Genomic DNA, 21201 nt, shown 5'->3' on the forward strand with positions numbered 1-21201 from the left:
TGCGCATATAACCGGTGTCGGCGACCGGCCGTCATTGTGCACGCTGCGCCCGCCGCGCGCCTCAGCCCCCGCGCAATTCCCGCCGCAGGATCTTGCCCACATTGCTCTTGGGCAGCTCATCGCGGAACTCGATCACGTGCGGCACCTTGTAGCCGGTGAGATTGGCCCGCGCATACGCCTTGATCTGCTCGGCCGTCAGCGCCGGATCCGAGCGCACCACCACCAGCTTGACCGCCTCGCCGGACTTCTCGCTCGGCACGCCCACCGCCGCGGATTCGCGGATGCCGGGCATCGCGGCCATCACGTCCTCGACTTCGTTGGGATACACGTTGAAGCCCGACACCAGGATCATGTCCTTCTTGCGGTCGACCAGGAAAATGAAGCCGCGCTCGTCGATGCGGGCGATGTCGCCGGTGTGCAGCCAGCCGTCGCGGTCGATGGTGCGCGCGGTTTCCTCCGGCTGGCGCCAATAGCCTTTCATCACCTGCGGTCCCCGCAGGCACAGTTCGCCGGCTTCGCCCACCGGCAGGCGCTCGCCGGCGTCGTTCATCACGCAGGCCAGGGTCGAGGGCAGCGGCACGCCGATGGCGCCGCTGAACTCCATGTGCTCGACGATCGGATTGACCACCGCCACCGGCGAGCTCTCGGTCAGGCCGTAGCCTTCCACTAGCGCCTTGCCGGTCACCTGTTTCCAGCGCTCGGCCACCGCGCGCTGCACCGCGGTGCCGCCGCCGAAGCACATCCGCAATTGCGAGAAGTCGACCCGGTCGAAGCCGGGCGTGTTGAGCAAACCGCTGAACAAGGTGTTGACGCCGGTGATCGCGGTGAACGGGGTCTTGCGCAGTTCCTTGACGAAGCCGGGCATGTCGCGCGGATTGGTGATCAGCACGCTGTGGCCGCCGGCGTTGAGGAACAACAGGCAATTGCAGGTCAGCGCGAACACGTGATAGAGCGGCAGCGCGGTGACGATGATTTCCTGGCCGGGGCGGATGCGCGCGCCGAACCAGGCCGAGACCTGCTGCAGGTTGGCGACCATGTTGCGATGGGTCAGCATCGCGCCCTTGGACAGGCCGGTGGTGCCGCCGGTGTACTGCAGGAACGCGAGGTCGCCGGATTCGACGTGGACGTCGTTCCATTCGCGCCGCGCGCCGGCCGCGAGCGCGTCGCGCAAGCGCACCGCGCCTTCGATGCGGTAGTCCGGCACCATCCGCTTGACGTACTTGAGCGCGAAATTGAACAGCGCGCGCTTGGGCGGATCGAACAGGTCGCCGAGCGCGGTGGTGATCACCCCGGTCAACTGCTTCGCCACGCCCGCGGCCTCGACCGTGGCGCCGAAGTTGTCGACCACGATCAGCGCCTTGGCGCCGCTGTCGTGGATCTGGTGGGCCAGCTCGCGCGCGGTGTACATCGGATTGACGTTGACCACCACCAGCCCCGCGCGCAGCGCGCCGAACAGCGCCACCGGGTACTGCAGGCAGTTGGGCAGCATGATCGCGACGCGGTCGCCCTTCTTGAGTTCGAGCTCGTAGCTCAGGTAGGCGGCGAAGCGGCGGCTGAGCGCGTCGAGCTCGGCGAAGCTCAGGGTCTTGCCGAAATTGCTGTACGCCGGCCGCGCGCCGAACTCGGCCACGGTCTTGCGCAACACGTCGTTGATGGTGCCCAGCGCGTCGGGATCGATCTGCGTGGGCACGTCGGACGGGTAGCTGGCGAACCAGGAAGGAGAAGAATCCATGGGAATGCGCGCTCCGGATACGAGCGCCCACGATAGCAAGCCGGCGCGCTCCACCGGCAGCCCGCGGGCGGTCCGGCCGCCTTGCCCAGCCGGGCCGGAAGCCAAGCGGGCGCGATCCATTCTTTGACCGCGATTGCGGTATGGAGCGTGCTCGTGCAGACGCTGCGCGCTCAGAAATGCGCGTCGAGGAACGCCGCCGCCGCATCCGACAGGCCGACGATCTTGTCGGTGGCTTGGCGATAGAACTTGAAGTTGAGTTCGGTCTGCGGCCGGCCGTCGTCCCACTGCGCATGCGGCTTGAGCTCGGCGCGGCCGAGCGGCCGCCGCGCGGTCGCGGTGCGGCGGATGCGCACGCTCACCCGCGGTGTCTGCCGCGCCACGCCCGGCCGCGGCGCCACCGCCTCGGCCGCGACCACGGTGCCGCGCGCGAACAGGCCGGCGCCGCCGGCGTTCTCGCTGGCGAACAGATAGACCGTATCGCCGGCGGCGATGCGCTTGCCGCCGTACATGGTCTTGTGCGCCGCGAACGCGAACGCGCGCGCGGCGCTGTCGCCGACCTCGGTCTTGATCGCGTAAACCGCCATGCCTGTGTCCACCGCGCGGGAATGCGAAGGCAACGCGAACCGGCCTGCGATCCGGCCACGCGCCGACGCGCGCCAGCTTAGCGCCATGCTGCAAAGCCGCATTCACGGTCGTGCGTGGAGGGCCTGCGACGGCCATCGCATTCAGGCGACCGTTTGGCGCACGCGCCTGTTGACGGCGGTCCGTGCGCGCGCGCAGCGTATGCAGGCGGCGTCGGGGGGCGCCGGCGCGCGGGCCCGACCGGACTCGCGCATCGTCCGAGCCCACAGGCGCCGCAAACGCCACACCCGGATCGGACCGCCGCAGGCACGCGGCGGCCGCGAAGGGATTCGCGCTTCATCCACAGAACCCGAAATGGAGGACAGCACCATGCAACAGAATGACGACGTCGTCTCTGGCTGGTTGAACGGTTCCGACAGTGTCGACGGCCAGGACAATCCGGCCGGCTCGCTCTTCATCGAAGGCCAGGCCGCGGCGGAAGCCGCGATGACCGGCACCGGCATGCGCGCCACCCTGGGCGCTTGCGGCACGCTCGGCGGCACCAGCTGCAGCTACAACGGCGGCTGCCTCTGCTGCTGATCCCGCATGCGGGCGACGCGCAGCCCGGCTCCGGCCGCGGCTGCGCGCCGATAACCCGGTAGCGGCACCCGCGCGCGCCGCGTTCGCGCGCTGTCTCCCGCGAGCCCGCGCCCGCGCGCGCCGGCCGCCTCGAAGGATCGAACCCGCACGATGAGCGAACCCGCTCCGCCCGATGCCTTCGGCCGCATCGTCGATCGTTACGTCGCCGCCTCGCGCGCGGCCTTCGCCGACTGCCTGGCGTCGCTGCCGCTGGATCGCGAGGAAGCCGCGCTGGTCCAGGCCGCCGCCGACGAAGCCTTGCGCGGCAACGCCCGACTCAAGCTCAACCGGGTACTGCTGCTGGAACTGCACGCGGCGCACCGCGCCGGCCAACTCGACGCCGACGACGACGCCGAACGCTTCGCCCAGTTCGTCGAACTGGCGCTGCAACCTCAGTTCGATCCGCACCTGGACCAGCGCTATCCGCCGCTGCGTCCGCGCCTGTTGCGCGCGTTGGAGCTGCAATCGGCGGCGCTGCAGCGGCTGATGCAGCGCTTCGTCGCCGACCGCGACGCGCTGGCCGGGCTGCTCGGCGCGCCGGCCGGGCCGCTGCGCGCGCTCGCGCTCGGCCAGGGCGACCTGCACGAAGGCGGCCAGACCGTGGCGCGGTTGCAGTTCGACGCCGGCAACATCATGTACAAGCCGCGCTCGCTGCGCATCGACGCCGCGCTCGACGGCTTCCTGGCCGCGCTGTTTCCCGACGACCCGCAACGCGTGCGGGTTCCGGCCGTGCTCGACCGCGGCGACTACGGCTGGGCCGCGTTCGTCGCCCATCGCTACTGCGACGGCGACGCCGAACTGGCGCGCTTCTACCGCGGCCTGGGCCATTGGCTGGCGGCGCTGCGCCTGCTCGGCGGCACCGACATCCATCTGGAAAACCTGATCGCGGCCGGCCCGGTGCCGGTGGTGATCGACGTGGAAAGCCTGTTCGAGATCGTGCCGGCGCTGCAGGCCAGCGGCTACGGCCAGGCCTACGACTTCGCCCAGGCGCTGATCCGCAATTCGGTGCTGCGCACCGGCATCGTCCCGTTCCGCACCCAGGCGCTGGGCATGGAGGGCGTGGACATTTCCGCCGCCGGCTCGCTGCCGGACCAGCAGCCCAAGGTACGCACCCCGATCATCGCCGAGGAAGGCACGCCGCGCGCGCGGCTGGCCCTGGTCGAGATCGAGATGGCGACGGCGCAGAACCATCCCAGCCCGAACCCGGACGTGTCGCGCTACTGGGACTGCATCAGCGACGGTTTCCTCGAACTGACCGCACAGTTGCGCGCGCTCGACCGCGACGGCGCGCTGGCGCCGCTGCTGGCGCGCTTCGCCGGCTGCCGGGTGCGCGAGATCCGCCGCCCCACCCGCGCCTACGTCGAGATCGGCCGCATGCTCTGGCACCCGGCCTCGCTGCACAAGGAAGACGAGGCGATCGAGCGCGCGCGCGACCTGTTCGCGCGCAACTCGGCGATGCTGGCCGGCGGCGACGGCGCGGCCGGCGGCGAAGAGCGCGACGATCCGCAACTGCGCGCCGACATCCAGGCCGAGATCGACGCGCTGCGCTACGGCGACGTGCCGATCTTCGTCGCGCCGCTGCAGGCCGCGCGCATCGACGCCGCGCTCGACGACTGGCGGGCGATGCGCCTGGACCTGGAAGAACTGACCATCCGCAGCGCCCTGGTCGCCACCGACCTCAACCTGCGCATGCGTTATCGCGAAGAAGAACGCGGCGGCCGCCGCTACGCCGCCCAGGCGCCGCACGCGCGCGACCTCGACGCGCGCCGGCGCAGGCTCGCCGCCGAGGCGACGGCGCGGCTGCTGCGCCTGGCGGTACGCGGCGACGACGGTTCGACCGTCTGGATCACCCCGGAAATCAGCCGCCAGGGCTGGCTGGTGCAGCCGGTGCGTCCGGACCTGTATTTCGGCCTCGGCGGGATCGCGCTCGCGCTGGCCGGCTACCTGCACGAAGTCGGCCACGGCCGCGCCGATCCGGTCGAAGGGCTGGAGGCGGCGATGGAAGGCGCCGTGAGCACCCTGCGCACGATGCAGGCGCTGGAAACGCCGGACACCGTCGGCGCGTTCACCGGCCATGCCTCGCAGGTGTGGACCTGGCTGAGCCTGCACGACCTGCTGCGGCGCCCCGAACTGCTCGACGACGCGCTGGCCTGCGCCCGCGCGCTGGAAGCGCGCGGCTTCGAAGACGACGACTACCTCGACGTGATCGACGGCTCGGCCGGCGCGATCGTGCCGCTGCTGGCGCTGGCCGAAGCCAGCGGCGATGCGCGCTGGCGCGCATTGGCGGTGCGCGCGGCGCAGCGGCTGGAAGCGACCGCGATCGTCGACGACGCCGGCGCGCGCTGGGCCGGAATCGAAAGCGCGGTGCCGTCGAACGGTTTTTCCCACGGCGCCACCGGCGTCGCCTGGGCGCTGTCGCGGCTGGTCCTGGCCGGCGCCGGCGACGCCGCCCAGCGCGCGCGCTGGAGCGCGCTGGCCGATGCCGCGTTCCGATTCCAGGAGTCGTACTACGAAGAGGCCGCGGGCGACTGGCGCGACGCGCGCGAGAGCGACGGCGGCCGCCATTCCCCGACTTGGTGCCACGGCAGCGTCGGCATCGGCCTGTGCGCCTGCGACCTGTACGCGCGCACCGGCGAGGCCCGCCACTTGCGCACGATGCGCCGCGCGGTCGCTTCCGCGCGCGGGCAGTGGGGTTCCAGCCACACGCTCTGCCACGGCGACATGTCGCTGCACGAGTTGTTCGCGCGCGCCGCCGAACTGGATCCGCAGGGATGCGGCGGCGATCCGGACGAGAGCGCGGCGCAGATCGTTTCGGCGATCGAGGAGCATCGCGGAATGGTCGGCGGGCTGACCCGGGCGGCGTTCACACCGGGGTTGATGACGGGGCTGGCGGGGGCGATCCACGGGCTCAACCGTTTGCATCCGGGCTCGACGTTGGCTTCGCCGTTGTTGTTGGAGCGGCGGGTGGGGGCGTAGTCGCTGGCGGTTGGGGGGTGGTGGTTCTGGGCCGTGGGAGGGCCTTCAGGGCTGGTGGTTCTCGACCGTGGGAGGGCCTTCAGGCCCGACGCTTTCCGATCCGCCGCTGCGTTGCACGCACCGATCAAAAGGCAAACTGGGCGGTCCTTTGCCCGTCATTCCGGCGCAAGCCGGAATCCATTTTGACTTCGCTGTTGCTCTTGCCTTTGCTGTCGTGACGGGTGGCGACAAGCCAAAATCAAAAGCTTCCGTCCGCAAGCGGCCGGGTCACTTTCTTTGTCTTAAGCCACAAAGAAAGTAACCAAAGAAAAGGCCTTATTTTTTCGAGTCAATAGCCACTAGGGCTCGAAAGGGGCGCGGGGCCGCGCCATAAGGGGCATCCTGCCCCATGGCGCGCGTGCGCATCCATGCGCACGCCCTCCGGGGCTGCGGGACGATTGCAACGCGCTCGGGGGCGTGCGCAAGCAACAGCAAAATTGGAATGCCTGCAGTGAAGTTGCGTTTCCGACTGTAGGAGCGGCGCAAGCCGCGACCGCGCCAACGCAGCTACGACGAAACTTTCACCGCAGCCGCCATGCAGCAGCCGCGACTTTCGCCGGATGCACGGATTGAATCGGCGGGCCAAGAATCGACAGGCGTCCCGCTCACGAAGCAGGCCGTGCATTCGGCTCGCCCGCCGTCACCCGCACTTTGGCACCCTCCCCGCCCTGGGCTTGCAGGCCCAGCGCCGTCAGGCGCGACAACAGCTCTCCGGCGAGGTTCTCCACCGCAGGCGCCAGCAGACGGCCGCGTTCGGTGACCCGCACCGGATCGATCTCGATCCACTCCACTTCGCGAAACGGCAACGGTCCGCAGCCGGACGATTCGACATAGCCGGGCACCGGCACGATCAGGAAGGTGGTCCACTCCGGCGGCGGCGGCGAACCGCGCGGCTTGACCCGCGCCTTCAGCCGTAGTTCGCGCACCACCGCTACGATTGCATCCCACTGCATGCCCCCTCCTTGCAGTCCGCACGCCGCGACGACCGACGCCGCGGCAGGATCGGGGAGAGTACACACTCGCGCGCCGGTTTCGCATCCGTTCCGCGCAGCCGCGCTATCATCGGCGCCGCACGATGGAGACCCGCCCAGGACATGTGATCGACACGCCCCCTCGCTGAGACCCCGCGCGGGCCCCCACGCTGCCGCACCACGCGGACGCGGGCCCGGGTCGATCGCCGCGCAGGCGCGCAACGCGCCGCGGCCCCGAAGGAGCGCTCCCTCATGGCCGAACGTATGGCCGAACGTTTCGTTCGCATCACCGCTTTGTGTTTTTCCTGGCCGGACGGCAGTCCGGTGTTCACCGATCTCTCGCTGTTGCTGGGTCCCGGACGCACCGGCCTGGTCGCGCCCAACGGCGCCGGCAAGAGCACCCTGCTGCGCCTGATCGCCGGCGAACTGCAGCCCGCCTCGGGCCGGATCGAGGTGCGCGGCGCGCTGGCCTACCTGCCGCAGCAGGCGACGCTGCCGGGCGCCGCGCGCGTCGCCGATGCGTTGGGCGTGTCGGCGCGGCTGCGCGCGCTCGATGCGATCGCCGCCGGCGCTTGCGATCCGGCGCTGTTCGACGCGGTCGGCGAGGACTGGGACCTGGCCGAACGCAGCGCCGCCGCGCTCGCGCGCATGGGCCTGGACGGCCTGCCGCTGCAGCGTCGGCTCGATCGCCTCAGCGGCGGCGAACGCACCGCGCTGCAATTGGCCGCGCGGCTGCTGCAGCGGCCGGACGTGCTGTTGCTGGACGAACCCAGCAACCACCTCGACCGCGCCGCGCGCGAGCGCCTGTATCGCCTGATCGACGACTGGCCAGGCTGCCTGATCGCGGCCAGCCACGATCGCGCCCTGCTCGAACGCATGGACCGCATCGGCGAACTGGCGCCGGACGCGCTGCGCGTCCATGGCGGCGGTTACTCGTTCTATCGCCAGGCCGCGCAAACCGAACGCGCCGCGGCCGAACAAGACCTGCGCCAGTTGCGGCAACAGGCCAGGCGCGAACAACGCGAACGCCAGCAGGCGCACGAACGCGCGCAGCGACGCGCCGGGCGGGCGCAGCGGGCGGCGCCGGACGCGGGCCTGCCGCGGATCGTCGCCGGCAATCGCGCGCGCGCCGCGCAGGTGTCGGCGGCCAAGGCCGCAGCCGTGCACGCCGCGCGCAGCGACGCGGCGCGCGCACGCGCGAGCGAGGCGGCGCAGGCCTTGCGCGACGCGCCCGAGCTAGACCTGGAACTGCCGGACACGCAGGTGCCCGGCGGCCGCCTGCTGCTACGCGCGCGCGGCCTGCAGGCGCGGCACGACGGCGTCGACGCGTTCGCGCCGCCGGGCCTGGACCTGGACATCCGCGGCCCCGAGCGCATCGTCCTCGCCGGCGCCAACGGCGCCGGCAAATCGACATTGCTGCGCCTGCTCGGCGGCGAGCGCGCGGCCGACGCGGGCGAACTGCAGCACGGCGAAGGACGCATCGCCTATCTGCCGCAAGGCCTCGACCTGCTCGATCCGGCGCGCAGCGCGGCCGACCACTTGCGCGCCGCGGCGCCGCGGCTCGACGATACCGCGCGCGCCCACCTGCTCGCGCGCTGGTTGCTGCGCGGCGCGCGCGCGCAGTTGCCGCTGGCCGCGTTGTCCGGCGGCGAGCGCCTGCGCGCGGTGCTGGCCTGCGTGCTGCACGCCGAACCCGCGCCGCAGCTGTTGTTGCTCGACGAACCCAGCAACCACCTCGACCTGGACGCGCTGGGCGAACTCGAACGCGCGCTGCGCGCCTATCGCGGCGCGCTGGTCGCGGTGAGCCACGACGAGGCCTTCATCGCCGCACTTGCGCCGACGCGGCGGCTGGAACTGGTCGATGGGCGCCTGCGCGAAGCGCCTTGATCGCCGGGTTACCGGCCGGCGCCGCCGAACTGGGCCGGCCAGTCCGCGACTACCGCCGCGATCGCGCGCTGCGCGCGGGCGCGCGCGTTCTCGCCCTCGCGCGGCGGCAACGGCAGGTCCGGAGCGATCCCGGCGACTTCATCGCTGCCGTCGCTGCGCAGGCGCACGCAGTTGGGCATACGCAGACGCAGGCGCGAACGCTGCAGGGTCAAGGGCTCGACCGAGAGCATGAAACCGCAGCCGTCGCCGCCGGTGCGCTGGCCGAGCGTGCGCGCGACGCCGTTGTTGCGCAGGGTCGCGGCGAACATCTCCGCGGCCGAGAACGTGCGCGCATCGGTCAGCACGTACAGCGGGCCGTCCCACGCGCCCCAATGGTCGTCCATCTGGATCGGCCAATGCAGGCGCTTGGCCACGCGCGCGTTGCCGTAGGCGCCGGCGGGCAAGTTGTCCAACGGGCCGCCGGCGGAACCCGCTTCGACCAGACGCCGGCAGTGCCCGCCGTTCCAGTCGCGGCGCTCGCGCCAGACCCAGGACAGGTCGCAGCGGCCTTCGCGCGCGTCGGTGCGCGCGGCGCGCAAGCGCTCGGTCTGCCGGTCCAGCGCCTGGGTCGCCTGCGCATCCGGGCCGAAGCCGTGCGCCTGGGCCAGGTTGTCGAGCTGCTCGTCGAGATAGCCGGCCGCGGTCGGCGATTGCGAAACCAGCAACGGCGAGGAATGCAGCGGCTTGCGGGTGAACAGGCGGGTGGCGATGTCGCCGCTGTCGTCGCCGCCGCCGTTGCGGCCGACATCGACGATCAACGCCCGCGCGCCGAGCGCCGCCAATCGCTTGAGCTGGGCCTCCAGTGCGCCGTACCAATCTTCGTCGATCCGCGCGCGCAAGCGCGAACGCCACGCCTGCGCGTCGCTGGCGCCGGCGCCGGCGCCGACCACTTCGGGGTCGGCCCACGCCGCCAGACACAGCGACGGATAGCTTTCGCGGCTGAATTCCTTGAGCCGCACCACGCCGATGCGCGCGCCCTGCGCCGTGACCATCAGCCCGGACCGGAACGGCCCGGCGATGCCGTCGTCGAGCAGGCTGAAACCGGGCAAGGATTCGAACGGCAGCGAGAACGGCACCCGCGCATCGCCGCCGTCGTAGCCCAACGCGGCGCAACCGGCGGCCGGGTCCAGGCGGCGCGCGTCCGCGGGCGGCGGCGCCGCGACCGGCTCGGCCGCGGGCGGCTGCAGGCTCGGCACGAACGAAAAATGTCCATCGCCGAAACCCGCGACGAAGTCGCGCAGCGCGCGTTCGGCCTGGGCGTCGTTCTCGGCGCTGTCGAGCGCGCGCGCGGTGGCGCGATCGAGCGCGGGCAGATCGACCCCGCCCTGCGGCGAGGCGAACCAGGCCAGGTTGGCGTATTCGCGCTCTAGCGCCTGCTTGAGTTGGGCGTAGTCCTGCCGCCATGGCGCCGGGTCGAAAGCGGCGGCGGCGCAGGGCGAGGCCGCGACGGCCAGCGCGGCAGCGACGAGAAGGGACAGGCGACAGGCGCGCATCGGCGGATTCCGGCGGCAATGGACGGGTGGGCGGCCAGTATCGGCGCCGGCGCGGGCCGGTTCTTGGACGCCGCTAGCGTCGGGTACGGCGCTAGCGCGCGGGCGCCGCGCTAACCGCGGCGCGCGCGCCGGCGCGCCGCCGGCGTGGTGCCGCGCAGGGCGCGGAACACCCGGCTCATGTGGGCCTGATCGCAAAAGCCGCAGGCGATGGCGATCTGCGCCAGCGACGCGTGCTCGCCGTCGAGCAGGCGCTCGGCGCGCTGCACCCGGATCTCGCGCAGGTAACCGCCGACCGAGACGCCGAAGGCGCGCTTGAACTCGCGCGCGACATGGGTGGGATGGCGGCCGACTTCGCGCGCCACGCCTTCCAGCGCCAGTTCCCCGGCCTGGTGTTCGTGCAGATAGTCGCGCACGCGCTGCAGCCAGGCCGCGCGCCCGCGCTCCTCGCCGCCGCGGCCGAACAGGCCCAGCAGCTCCAGCACCAGGCCCTCGACCACCATCGCCGCGCAGTCGTCGCGCGCGTCCAGCTCGGCCGCCAGTTCGCGCGCCAGCGCCGCCAGCCGCGGCGCGGCCACGTGCCGGCCCGGTTCCAGCGCGCCGCGCGCATCCAGGAATTCCAGCGCCGCCGGCGCGGGACGCAACAGCAACTTGCGCGCGCCTTCGCCGGCGAAGCGCTGCGAATGCGGCTCGCCGGCGGCGCAGTACAACAGATGACCCGGGCCGTGCGCGACCGCGCGGCCGCGCTGGGTTTCCTCATAGCGTCCCGACACCACCAGGCACAGCGAGGGTTCGTCGTGGCGATGCGCGGGCATGGCCGAGGCCGGCGCATAGGCCTTGCAACGGATCGACTGCATCCAGGTCGGCTGGGGTGCGCTCGCGGCTCGCATAGGCCGAGCATAGTACGCCGCCGGCGCTGCGGGTTTGCCGGCGGCGGCGACAGCGCGGCGGGCGCCGCCGCGCTGTCGGCGACTTACTTGCGCGGGGCCCGCGCCGGCGCGGCGAACGCGGCGCGGATGGACTCGTCCTCGACCGCGCGATAGATGGTGCCGTGGGTCAGGTCCGGCCGCGGCCAGTAGCCCCAGGTCAGGCCGGCCGGCGCCTGCGCGCGTAGCAGGTCGGCCAATCGCTGGGTCTGCGGGGCGATGTTGTCCTCGTCGGCCGAGTACAGCCGCAGGGTCCGGCGCGGCAATGCCTTGAGGTTCTCGCGCAGCAATGCCGGCGCCTGAGTCAGCAGCGCGTCGCGGTTCCACCACAGGCTCGGGCTGATCGCGATGTAGACGTCGAACAGGCGCGGCTCGCGCAGGAAGGTTTCGGCCACGAACAGCCCGGCCAGCGATTCGCCGACGATGCCGCGGCGCGCATCGGTGCGCAGGCGGCGCTCGACCTGCGGGATCAACTCGTCGCGGATGAAGGCGCGGAACTGCGCCGAGCCGCCCAGCGTCGGCGCCAGCTTGAGCTCTTCGGCGACCTCGGTCGGACCGGTCATGTCGCGCTTGCGCTGGGTGTTCTCGATCCCGACCACGAACATCGGCGCGATCGCGCCGTCGGCGATGGCGCGGTCGACCGCGTCGGCGACGTGCGGGAAATCTTCCTGCAGGCCGCCGTCGGGCATGTACAGCACCGGATGCCGGTCGCGACCGCGGGCGGCGTAGCCCGGCGGCGCGTAGACGTTGATGCGGCGGGTCTCGCCGAGGATCTTCGAATCCAGGGTGAAACTGTCGTACAGCTTGGCCGCGGTCGGCGCGGCAGGTGCTGTCTGCGCAGGCGCTTGCGCGCAAGCCGGCGCGACGGCGACGGCGACGGCGCAGGCCACGGCCAGCGACAGCAGCGCGGCGCGCGCGCCGCGACGATGGATCTTCAAGGTTCGGCTCCGTCGCGCGAGCGACCGGGCCGCGCGTCGGCGCGATCGTAGCAGGACGCGCGCCATCGGCGGCGAACGCCGGCGCGGCGCGCCAGACGTGTCGCTTCGCCGCAAGAGCCGGCGTTGTCCGGTCCGCGCCGAGGCCCTAGTCGACGGTCTCGCGGTCCGCGCGCTCGTCGGCATCGCCGGTCGAATCGGCGCGGGCGCGCTGGCTGCGCTCCTGGTTGATCCGGATCCGCCGCCGCGTGCGGATGAACTCGACCGCCACCGCGCTCAACGGCGTCACCCGCGCATCGATGCCGAACACACGCAGCAGCACGCTGCGCTCCTCGCGGCTGAGATCGCCGTTGTCCCAGACCGGCGCCGCGGCGCCGTGTGCCTGCCCTGCTTCGTCCATGTCGGTCCCGCTCCCCTGGCGCCCCCGCGCCGCAGACATCGGCGCGCCCGTGCGCGCATCGCTCCGATCGGATCAAATCAAATGCGTCGCCCATGCGCCGAACGCCAGCGCCGCCACCGCCGCGACCGCCGCCGCCGAGGCCGCACCGACCAGGATCTTGTCCTGCTTGCGCGCGCGCTGCAGCGCATCGCCGTAGGGCATGGTGGTGTGGGCGATCATCGTGTACAGCGGCAGCCAGGTACGCGGCAGCAGCCGGTTCAGCGCCACGTCGATGCGCTTGCGCGCCAGGAACCAGAACGACTGCACCTTCTGCTTGAGCTCGACGAAATTGGCCTTGGACAGCTCGGCCAAGGTGTCGGTATGCGGCCGGCGCGTGCGCTCGTAGTCGGCGAACGCGGCGCGGCGGTCGCCGGGATGGCGTCCGAGCGCGGCCATCAGCGCCGAGCAGTCCTCGAACGCGGAGTTCATGCCCTGGCCGTAGAACGGATACACCGCGTGGCAGGCGTCGCCGACCAGCACGATCCACTCGTCCAGGCTCCACGGCGCGGTGCGGGTGGTGATCAGCGAGCCGGTCGGATGACGGTTCCAGTCGTCCACCAGGGTCGGCAACAGCGGCACCAGATCGGGGAAATACTTGTCGAACAGCGCGCGGATCTGCGCCGGCTCGCGCGTGGTGGCGAAGCTGTCCGGGCCTTCGTGCGGCAGGAACAGGGTCAGCGTGTGCGAGCCGTCGCGGTTGGGATGGGAGACGAAGAAGCAATGCACGCGCGGCCACACGTGCAGCGCTTCCAGCTGGATCCGCGAACCGCCGTCGGGCAGCGCCGCGAGGCTCAGTTCCTTGTAGCCCCATTCCAGGTATTCCTGGTGGTAGTCGGCGCGCTCGCCGCGCTGCATTTCGCGGCGCGCGCGCGAGAACGCGCCGTCGGCGCCGACGGTCCAGGCCGGCTGCACCCGTACCCGCTGTTCGCCGTGCTCGAACTCCAGCTCGCGCGCGTCCTTGTCGATCCGCGCCAGCCGGTGCTCGAAGTGCAGGCGCACCTGCGGATGGCGCTGCGCGTGGTCGAGCAACAGGCGGTTGAGTTCGTTGCGGTCGATCGAATGCAGGACCTCGCCGCGGTCCTTGCCGTAGGGCTGGAAGCGGGTGCTGCCGTCGGGCGCGTGGATCACCCGTCCGGCCATCGCCACGGTCAGCGGCATCACTTCGTCGAGCAGGCCCACTTCGCTCAATGCCTGGATCCCGCGCTTGGACAGGCCCAGGTTGATCGAACGCCCGCCGCCGGATTGGTCCACGCGCGGATCGCTGCGGCGCTCGTACACGTCCACGCCGATGCCCTGGCGCGCCAGCGACAGCGCCAGCAGCGAACCGGCCAGGCCGCCGCCGACGATCGCCACGCGGCCCGCCGCGTTGTTCTGCTCGGTCATCGCGGGGCCTCAGGCGCTGGCGGTGGTGGGCTTGGCCGCGGCGGCGGACTGCGCCTGCAGTTCGACCTCCGCCTCCACCAGCGCCTTCACCGCCTGGTCGAAGTAGTTGCGCCGCACCGTGCCGCCGAGCCGGCGCAGGTACGAGCGCAGGAACTGGCTGCGCACCTGCGCGGTATCGAGCGAACGGCGCAGGAACGGCAGATCGGTCTCGACCATCTGCCGGATCGCCAGCATCGGCACCGGGCTGCGCAGCGGACGGAAGTCCGGGTTGCGCAGGCCGGGGCTCTCGTTGCTGGCGTGGAACTCGCCGAGCATCAGCCCGAGGTCGACGAAGCTCGGCTTGAGCTGCTGCTGCACTTCGTCGACGAACGCGGCCGCGTCGTCGCCCAGGTGCGGGAACACGATCAGCACGGTCTTGTTGATCGCCACCTGGCCGGTGCGCGGTTCGATCTCGCCGAACAGGTCGCGGTACACGCTGATCAGTTCGACGATGCGGTCGAGGCTGACGTCGCGGTCCTGGATCTCGGCCAGCCAGATCGTGTCCAGCGCCAGCGCGGTCGGGGTGAACGGGCACACCGGCCCGGGACGGCCCACGTCCGGATGCGGGCGGGCGAGGAAATTGCGGATCCACGCCACCGTGCGCGGCAGCGGCGCGTCGGCCGGCTGGTCGCGCTCGACCGTGGACGCCTGCATCAGCTTGCCGCGGGCTGCGGCGATCGGGGTCTCGACCACGGTCTGCGCCTGCATCATCAGGCGGTCGGTTTCGATGACCGGAGTGGAATCGTTGTCTGGAATCATTGCCGTTTCATCCCTGCATACTTGGCTTGGTTCGAACCCACGCAGCGCTCAGCGCGGCGGTCCGTGTGCGCTTCGCCGGTGGCGGCGAGGCTGCGTGTGTTTCCGGTCGAAAGCGTCGCGATCGGGAATCGTCCCGCTCCTGGCGTTTTTTCCTGGCTTGTTTTTTCCTGCCCCGATCTGGATAGATCGCAATCCGGGGGCGTTTTCCGTCGTCTTCGCCGCCGCTCGCTCCTCCGCGCCGATGCGCGGCATCCAGCGCGAAGCGGCGGTTCGCGCAGGGCGCGCCCGGCCGGGCCGCGGATCAGACTGCGCATCGGGCGTCTCCCTGGGCGGCGCCGGCAGGCGCCTCGGAGTCAGCATGCGCCACCGCCGGCGCAGCCAGTGCGTCGGGCAGGTCGTTCTCGACCTCGCGGATCGCGCGCCGCGACCACGCCACCGCGGCGATGGTCATCATCGCCGCGCCCAGCACCAGGAACATCAGCCCCAGCCCGCGCCCCGGCCCGACCCCGATCAGCAAGCCGAGCGAACCGGCCAGCGCGCCGTCGGCCGCCATCAGCGGCTCGAACACGTGCTCGGCCAGCGGGCCGGCCAGGCAGAACGCCAGCGGCATCGCCGATTCGGCCAGCACCCGCTGGATCGCGAAGCAGCGGCCCTGCAACTCCGCCGGCACCTTGCTCTGCCACAGCGTCGCGTTGCAGGCGTTGATCACCGGCACGCTGAGGAAGAACGCGAAGCCGGCCACCACCAGCAACGGAAACGACGGGCGCAGGCCGTGCGCGGCCAGGAACAGCCCGGCCAGCATCGAGAAGCCGAGCACGCCGACCACGCGCCGGCGCGGCCCGCCCCAGGTGCTCATCAACAATCCGCCGAACAGCAGGCCGCTGCCGCCGATCGCCATCTGCACGCCCAGCAGCGCCGGATCGGCGACCGACAGGATCAGCGGCGTGATCGCGATGCTGGCGATGCCGAACATGAAGTTGCTCAGCCCGAACACGATCAGCAGCCCCATCAACCCGCGCCGCTCGCGCACGTAAGCGAAGCCGGTCGAAGCTTCCTGCCAAAGGCCCTGCTTCGGCGCCTGCGGATCGCGCGCCAGCCGCGGCACCTTGGCCAGGCACAGCGCCAGCAGGCCGATCACGAAGGTCAGCGCATCGACCACCAGCACACCCTGCAGCGAGATCGTGCTGACCAGCACGCCGGCCAGCAGCGGCCCGCCGACCTGGGCCACGGCGAAACCGGTCTGGACCAGGCCGTTGACCCGGGTCAGCTGGTCGGCGCTCGCCAATAGCGGAATGCTGGCCGCGTACGCCGGCTGCAGGAACGCGTTCGACAACGCGACCGCGCCGACGCCGGCATAGATATGCCACATCGCCAGATGCCCGCTCGCCAGCAATCCCGCCAGCGCCAGCATGGTCGCGGCCGAGATCGCCTCGCACACGATCATCGTGCGGCGGCGGTCCCAGCGGTCGACCAGGGCGCCGGCGAACGGCGAGATCAGCAGCGCCGGCACCGCCATCGACACGAACACCAGGGCGAAACGCGTGGTCGAACCGGTGGTCTGCAACACCCACACGCCGAGCGCGAACGTGGTCAGGCGCGAACCCACGCCGGAGACCAGCTGGCCGAACCAGATCAGCAGGAAATCGCGCAGTCCCGACCAGCGGCTCATGCTTCGGCCTCCGCCGGCGCCGGCAGCACGCCGCGCGCTTGCAGGAAGCGCAGGTACAGCCGCATCAACGCGGTGTCGGCCGGCGGGCAGATCAGCCCCAGCGGCTCGACCGCGCGGGTGCTGGCGCTGCAATCGAACTGCGGCTCGCGCGGGTTGGGATGCTCGGGGAACAGGCCGGCGAACGGCGCCAGCGCGTTCTCGCGCGAGACCGCGGCCTGCGCCAACAGCTCGCGCCGCCACTGCGGGTAATCGATCTCCTCGACCTGCAGGCCGGCCTCGCGCATCGCCCGCACCGCGTCGGGAATCGGCAGCCGGCGGCGGTTGTAGAAGTGGAAGGTGCCGTTGGCCTCGCCCGCGCCCAGGGCGATGCGCACGATCGCGCGGCCGACGTAATCCACCGGCGCCATGTCGAAGGCTTCGTCGGGCAAGTGCGGCGCGCGGCCGAGCTGCACGCAGCCCCTGATCCAGGCGTTGAAGTAATCGCCGGCGTTGCTGGCGCCGGTATGGCTGTCGCCGGTGATGCGCGCCGGGCGGTAGATCGCCACCGGCAGGCCGCGTTCGCGCGCCAGCAGCGCCAGCTGTTCGCCGACCCACTTGCTCTGGTTGTAACCGCCGTATTGTTCGTCGGCGCGCGGCGGCGGATCGGACTCGCGCACGGTGCGGTCCAGGTTCGACGCGGTCAGGCAGACGCCGAGCGTGGACACCAGATGCACCGGCTTGACCCGGTGCCGGGTCGCCAGCCGCAGCACTTCGCGGGTGCCGCCGACGTTGGCCGCTTCCAGATGCTCGTACGGGGCGAGGAAGTTGACCTGGCCGCCGTTGTGGAAGATCGCCTCGGCGCGCTGCGCCAGCGCATCGAACGCGGCTTCGTCCAGGCCCAGGCGCGGCAGCGCCAGATCGCCCGGCACGATCCGCAGGCGCGCTTCGTCGCCCTCGCGCCACAGCTCGTAGCCGCGCAGGTTGTTGCGGATGCGGGCGAGCCCGTCCTCGTCGCTGCCGGCGCGCACCAGGCACAGGATCTCGGCGTCGCTGACATCGAGCAGCTCGCGCACCATGTAGGCGCCGAGGAAGCCGGTGGCGCCGGTGATCAGCACCGAGCGCGGATGCGCGCGCGAGGCCGCCGGCAACGCGGCATTGCGCGGATGGATGTCGTCGTCCAGCCGCACCTGCGCGGCGAGGTCGAACTCGTCCTCGCCGCCGCCGGCGCGCAGTTCTTCGATGCGCCGCGCCAGCGCGGCCAGGGTCGGCGCGGCGAACACCGTCGCCAGCGGCACCTCCACGGCGAGCGCGGCGTGCAGCTTGAACACCAGCGGCAGGGTCATCAGCGAATCGCCGCCGATGGCGAAGAAATCGTCGTCGGCGCTGATCCGCTCGCGGCCCAGCACCTCGCGCCACACCGCCAGCACCGCGCGTTCGATGTCGGTCGAGGGCTCGACCAAGGGCCGCTGTTCCAGCAGTTCCTCGCTCGGTTCGGGCAGCGCCTTGCGGTCGATCTTGCCGTTGCGGTTGAGCGGCATGGCCTCGAGCCGCACATACGCCGACGGCAGCAAGGCCTCGGGCAGGCTGCGCGCGAGATGTTCGCGCCACTGCGCCGGGCCGCTGCCTGGGTCGGCGACCAGATAGGCGACCAGGCGCTTGTCGCCAGGACGGTCCTCGCGCAGCAGCACCGCCGCGGCCTCGACCTGCGAATGCGCTTCCAGCGCGCTCTCGATCTCGCCCAGCTCGATGCGGAAACCGCGCAGCTTGACCTGGTGGTCGCGGCGGCCGAGGAATTGCAGGGTGCCGTCGGCGTTCCAACGGGCGAGATCGCCGGTGCGGTACAGCCGCCCGCCCGGCGCGAACGGATCCGGCGGGAAGGCTTCCGCGCTTTGCTCCGGCCGGTTGAGATAACCGCGCGCCACGCCGGCGCCGCCGATGCACAGCTCGCCGGCGGCGCCGCGCGGCGCCAGTTCGCCGTGCGCGTCGACCACGTACAGGCGCACGCCCGGCAGCGGCCGGCCGATCGGCAGCTCGCGCGCGGCGAACTCGGCGCCGTCGCGGGTGCTCAGCATGGCCGCGCACACCGAGGTCTCGGTCGGCCCGTAGTGGTTGCTCAGCGCGACCCGGCCGTCGGTGATCGCGGCGAAACGGCGCACCTGTTCGACGCCGACGCTCTCGCCGCCGATCATCATCAGCCGCAGCTGCGGCAACAGCGCGCCATCGCGCTTGCGCGCCGTCCAACCCTCGCTCCAGCGCCGCCACAGCGCCGCCGGCGCGTCGATCGCGCTGACGTGGTGCTCGGCGCAGAACGCTTCCAGCTCGAACGGGCCGAGCTCGGTCGGATGGGGATGCAGCACCAGCGCCGAGCCGCTGGCCAGCGCCGGGAACACGTCGCCGACCGAGGCGTCGAACACCAACGGCGGGATCATCAGCAGGCGCTGTCCGGCGAAATCGTGGCCGGCCATGAAGCCCAGCGTCAGGTTGACCGCGCCGCGATGCTCGACGGTCACGCCCTTGGGCTGGCCGGTCGAACCGGAGGTGTAGATGACGTAGGCCGCGTCGTCGGCGGCGATGTCGTCGCAAGGACGCTGCGGCGACGACGCGGTTTCGTCGCTGCCGAGCAGCGGCACCTCCGTGCCGAGCTCTTGCGCGCGCGCGCGCCACTGCGGCGGCGCCAGCAACGCCTTGGCCGCGGTGTCTTCGAGCAGGAACTGCAGGCGATCGTCCGGATGCGCCGGGTCCAGCGGCACATACGCCGCGCCCGCGGCGAGCACGCCGAGCACCGCTACCAGCGCCTCGATCGAGCGGTCGGTCAGCACCGCGACCCGGCTCTCGCGGCCGGCGCCGAGTTCGCGCAGGCGCCGGCCCAGGCCGTTGGCGCGATGCAGCAGTTCGCGGTAGCTCAGCGCGCGGCCGGGCTCGACCAGCGCCGGCGCGTCGGGCGTGCGCGCGGCCTGGGCGGCGAACAATGAATACAGATCGTTGTGCGCGCACGGCGCGGGCGCGCCGCCGTCGCCCAGCGCGAGCAACTGCGCGCGCTGCGCCGCCGGCAGCAGCGACAGCTGCGCCAGCGGCCGGTCCGGCGCGGCCAGGGCGTTGCGCAGCAGGGTTTCCAGCTGCTGCTCCAGGCGCACGATGGTGTCGGCGTCGAACAGGTCGCGGTCGTAGTCGAAGCTGCCGACCAGGCCGCCGTCGCTGGCCGCGCCGAGGGTCAGGGTGATCTCGAAACGCGCCGCCATCTCCTGCGACTCGAACACGCGGGTGTCCAGGCCGTGCAGGCGCAGCGGTTCGGCGACCGCGTTCTGCAGCACGAACAAGGTCTGGAACAGCGGCGTCCGCCCGGGCGCGCGCTCGATCTTGAGCTCGTCGATCACCCGCTCCAGCGGCGCGTCGGCATGGCTCATCGCGTCGAGCACGTGGCCGCGGGTGCGGCGCAGCAGTTCGCGCAGGCTCGGCTCGCCGGAGAGGTCGCCGCGCAACGGCAAGGTATTGACGAACAGGCCGATCAGCGGCGCGGTGCCCGGCTCGCCGCGGTTGGCCACCGGCGAGCCGACGACCACGTCGTCCTGGCCGCTGTTGCGCGCCAGCACGGTCTGGAACGCGGCCAGCAACAGCATGAACAAGGTCGCGTTCTCGCCCTTGGCGAAATCGCCGGCGGCACGCACCAGTTCCGGCGGCAGGTACATCGCATAGCGCGCGCCGCGGCCCAGCGGCGCGCTCGAACGCGGCCGGTCGGTGGGCAGATCGAGCAGGCCGCCGGTGCCGGCCAGCGCATCGCGCCAGAACGCCAGCTGCCGCGCCTGGGTTTGTTCGTGCGCGGGCTCGCGCTGCCACAACACGCAATCGCCGAACTGCAGCGCCGGCGGCGCCAGCGCGACGTCGGCGGCGCCGATCTCGGCGGCATAGAAACGATTGAACTCGTCGAACAGCACGCCCAGCGACCAGGCGTCGGAGACGATGTGGTGCAGCACCACCAACAGCGCGTGGTCGTCGCGATCCAGCCGGACCAGGGTCGCGCGCAACAGCGGCGGCCTGGCCAGGTCGAACGGGCGCACGGTCTCTTCGTCGGCGCGGCGCTGCAGCTCGGCCTCGCGGCGCTGCGGGTCGAGGTCGCTCAGGTCGATCGTCGGCACCGCGAAGCCGACCTGCGCGGCCACCGTCTGGCGCGGCTCGCCGGCGACTTCGCCGAAGCCGGTGCGCAGCGATTCGTGGCGCGCGATCACCGCGGCGAACGCGCGCTGCACCGCGCCGGCGTCGAGCGCGCCGCGCAGGCGCAGGTGCGCGTACACGTGGTACGCGCCGGTGCCCGGCTGCAGGCGCTCGAAGAACCACATGCGCTGCTGCGCCGCCGACAGCGGCAACGGCGCGCCCGGTTCGAGCGCGCGCGGCCGGATCGGTTGCGCCGCCGCGCCCGCGCTCTTGCGCGCGGCCAGTTGCCGCAACAACAGCTCGCGCTGCTGCGGGCTCAACCGCGCCAGGCGCTCGGCGGTGGCGTCGTGCGCACCGTTGCCTTGTGAAGGAGGCGGAGACGAACTCATGCGTGCTGCTTCATCCTTGACTACCGTTGCAGGAGGCGCTGGCCCCAGCCAAGCGCCGCGAACCGCTCGCGGGCCGCCGCTCCCGACGGCGGCCCGGGTACATCCACTGCGTTAACGCAATTCCCGAAAAAACCGGTGTTTCCACCCGCGTTGCGCGAACGCAACACCCGGCCGCGGCCGGCGCCCCCGCGCCGCCGCGG

Annotated in this window: 14 protein-coding genes; 3 read left to right on the plus strand and 11 right to left on the minus strand. The window is 71.9% G+C overall.

What is annotated here, in order from left to right; translation table 11 throughout:
- Window positions 1-61: 61 nt before the first annotated feature.
- Together RDV84_RS03635 and RDV84_RS03640 are read right to left on the minus strand one after the other, a co-directional pair.
- The gene (locus RDV84_RS03635; RefSeq protein ID WP_309152484.1) at window positions 62-1732 is read right to left on the minus strand and encodes an AMP-binding protein; all 1671 of its coding nucleotides are present in this window, start codon (window positions 1730-1732) and stop codon (window positions 62-64) included.
- 170 nt (window positions 1733-1902) lie between these two features.
- A complete protein-coding gene (locus RDV84_RS03640) occupies window positions 1903-2316 on the minus strand; it encodes a hypothetical protein (RefSeq protein WP_309152485.1) in 414 nt (137 codons plus the stop codon).
- Between RDV84_RS03640 and RDV84_RS03645 the strand changes: the two genes are divergently transcribed.
- Both RDV84_RS03645 and RDV84_RS03650 read left to right on the plus strand, forming a co-directional pair.
- A complete protein-coding gene (locus RDV84_RS03645) occupies window positions 2315-2893 on the plus strand; it encodes a DUF6229 family protein (protein ID WP_309152486.1) in 579 nt (192 codons plus the stop codon). The genes RDV84_RS03640 and RDV84_RS03645 overlap by 2 nt on opposite strands.
- Window positions 2894-3043: 150 nt before the next feature.
- Window positions 3044-5908, plus strand: a complete 2865-nt coding sequence (locus tag RDV84_RS03650; protein ID WP_309152487.1) for a type 2 lanthipeptide synthetase LanM family protein — start codon at window positions 3044-3046, stop codon at window positions 5906-5908.
- A gap of 644 nt (window positions 5909-6552) precedes the next feature.
- Here the strand turns inward: RDV84_RS03650 and RDV84_RS03655 are convergent.
- On the minus strand, window positions 6553-6900 hold the full coding sequence (locus tag RDV84_RS03655; RefSeq protein WP_309152488.1) for a DUF6678 family protein: 348 nt from the start codon (window positions 6898-6900) through the stop codon (window positions 6553-6555).
- A gap of 270 nt (window positions 6901-7170) precedes the next feature.
- Here RDV84_RS03655 and RDV84_RS03660 point away from each other — a divergent pair, with 270 nt between their 5' ends.
- Window positions 7171-8805 (plus strand): ABC-F family ATP-binding cassette domain-containing protein, encoded by a 1635-nt coding sequence (locus tag RDV84_RS03660; RefSeq protein ID WP_309152489.1) that lies wholly within the window; start codon window positions 7171-7173, stop codon window positions 8803-8805.
- An 8-nt stretch (window positions 8806-8813) separates the two neighbouring features.
- Here the strand turns inward: RDV84_RS03660 and RDV84_RS03665 are convergent, their stop codons facing one another.
- From RDV84_RS03665 to RDV84_RS03700, 8 genes are all read right to left on the minus strand, one after another.
- Complete coding sequence (locus RDV84_RS03665) at window positions 8814-10337, minus strand: S41 family peptidase (protein WP_309152490.1); 1524 nt, start codon at window positions 10335-10337, stop codon at window positions 8814-8816.
- A gap of 110 nt (window positions 10338-10447) precedes the next feature.
- Window positions 10448-11191 (minus strand): helix-turn-helix transcriptional regulator, encoded by a 744-nt coding sequence (locus tag RDV84_RS03670; protein WP_309152491.1) that lies wholly within the window; start codon window positions 11189-11191, stop codon window positions 10448-10450.
- Window positions 11192-11307: 116 nt separating this feature from the next.
- On the minus strand, window positions 11308-12198 hold the full coding sequence (locus RDV84_RS03675) for an alpha/beta hydrolase (protein WP_309152492.1): 891 nt from the start codon (window positions 12196-12198) through the stop codon (window positions 11308-11310).
- Window positions 12199-12343: 145 nt separating this feature from the next.
- On the minus strand, window positions 12344-12595 hold the full coding sequence (locus RDV84_RS03680; RefSeq protein ID WP_309152493.1) for a hypothetical protein: 252 nt from the start codon (window positions 12593-12595) through the stop codon (window positions 12344-12346).
- A gap of 72 nt (window positions 12596-12667) precedes the next feature.
- Window positions 12668-14017 (minus strand): FAD-dependent oxidoreductase, encoded by a 1350-nt coding sequence (locus RDV84_RS03685; protein WP_057946118.1) that lies wholly within the window; start codon window positions 14015-14017, stop codon window positions 12668-12670.
- A gap of 9 nt (window positions 14018-14026) precedes the next feature.
- Window positions 14027-14815 carry a DUF6875 domain-containing protein gene (locus RDV84_RS03690; RefSeq protein ID WP_101943861.1) on the minus strand — a complete coding sequence of 263 codons (789 nt, stop codon included), beginning with the start codon at window positions 14813-14815 and terminating at the stop codon, window positions 14027-14029.
- A gap of 301 nt (window positions 14816-15116) precedes the next feature.
- On the minus strand, window positions 15117-16484 hold the full coding sequence (locus RDV84_RS03695) for an MFS transporter (protein WP_309152495.1): 1368 nt from the start codon (window positions 16482-16484) through the stop codon (window positions 15117-15119).
- Window positions 16481-21001, minus strand: coding sequence for a non-ribosomal peptide synthetase (locus tag RDV84_RS03700; protein WP_309152496.1), 4521 nt, complete (start codon window positions 20999-21001; stop codon window positions 16481-16483). Before RDV84_RS03700 ends, RDV84_RS03695 begins: the two co-directional genes overlap by 4 nt.
- Between the last annotated feature and the right edge of the window lie 200 nt (window positions 21002-21201).

Source organism: Lysobacter yananisis (assembly GCF_031199375.1).
GTDB lineage: Bacteria > Pseudomonadota > Gammaproteobacteria > Xanthomonadales > Xanthomonadaceae > Lysobacter > Lysobacter yananisis.

What these genes read in the sequence shown, in the direction of transcription:
- RDV84_RS03635 (WP_309152484.1), bottom strand. Translation starts at nt 1,732, where the DNA reads ATGGATTCTTCTCCTTCCTGGTTCGCCAGCTACCCGTCCGACGTGCCC.
- RDV84_RS03645 (WP_309152486.1), top strand. Translation starts at nt 2,315, where the DNA reads ATGCCTGTGTCCACCGCGCGGGAATGCGAAGGCAACGCGAACCGGCCT.
- RDV84_RS03640 (WP_309152485.1), bottom strand. Translation starts at nt 2,316, where the DNA reads ATGGCGGTTTACGCGATCAAGACCGAGGTCGGCGACAGCGCCGCGCGC.
- RDV84_RS03650 (WP_309152487.1), top strand. Translation starts at nt 3,044, where the DNA reads ATGAGCGAACCCGCTCCGCCCGATGCCTTCGGCCGCATCGTCGATCGT.
- RDV84_RS03655 (WP_309152488.1), bottom strand. Translation starts at nt 6,900, where the DNA reads ATGCAGTGGGATGCAATCGTAGCGGTGGTGCGCGAACTACGGCTGAAG.
- RDV84_RS03660 (WP_309152489.1), top strand. Translation starts at nt 7,171, where the DNA reads ATGGCCGAACGTATGGCCGAACGTTTCGTTCGCATCACCGCTTTGTGT.
- RDV84_RS03665 (WP_309152490.1), bottom strand. Translation starts at nt 10,337, where the DNA reads ATGCGCGCCTGTCGCCTGTCCCTTCTCGTCGCTGCCGCGCTGGCCGTC.
- RDV84_RS03670 (WP_309152491.1), bottom strand. Translation starts at nt 11,191, where the DNA reads ATGCAGTCGATCCGTTGCAAGGCCTATGCGCCGGCCTCGGCCATGCCC.
- RDV84_RS03680 (WP_309152493.1), bottom strand. Translation starts at nt 12,595, where the DNA reads ATGGACGAAGCAGGGCAGGCACACGGCGCCGCGGCGCCGGTCTGGGAC.
- RDV84_RS03685 (WP_057946118.1), bottom strand. Translation starts at nt 14,017, where the DNA reads ATGACCGAGCAGAACAACGCGGCGGGCCGCGTGGCGATCGTCGGCGGC.
- RDV84_RS03690 (WP_101943861.1), bottom strand. Translation starts at nt 14,815, where the DNA reads ATGATTCCAGACAACGATTCCACTCCGGTCATCGAAACCGACCGCCTG.
- RDV84_RS03695 (WP_309152495.1), bottom strand. Translation starts at nt 16,484, where the DNA reads ATGAGCCGCTGGTCGGGACTGCGCGATTTCCTGCTGATCTGGTTCGGC.
- RDV84_RS03700 (WP_309152496.1), bottom strand. Translation starts at nt 21,001, where the DNA reads ATGAGTTCGTCTCCGCCTCCTTCACAAGGCAACGGTGCGCACGACGCC.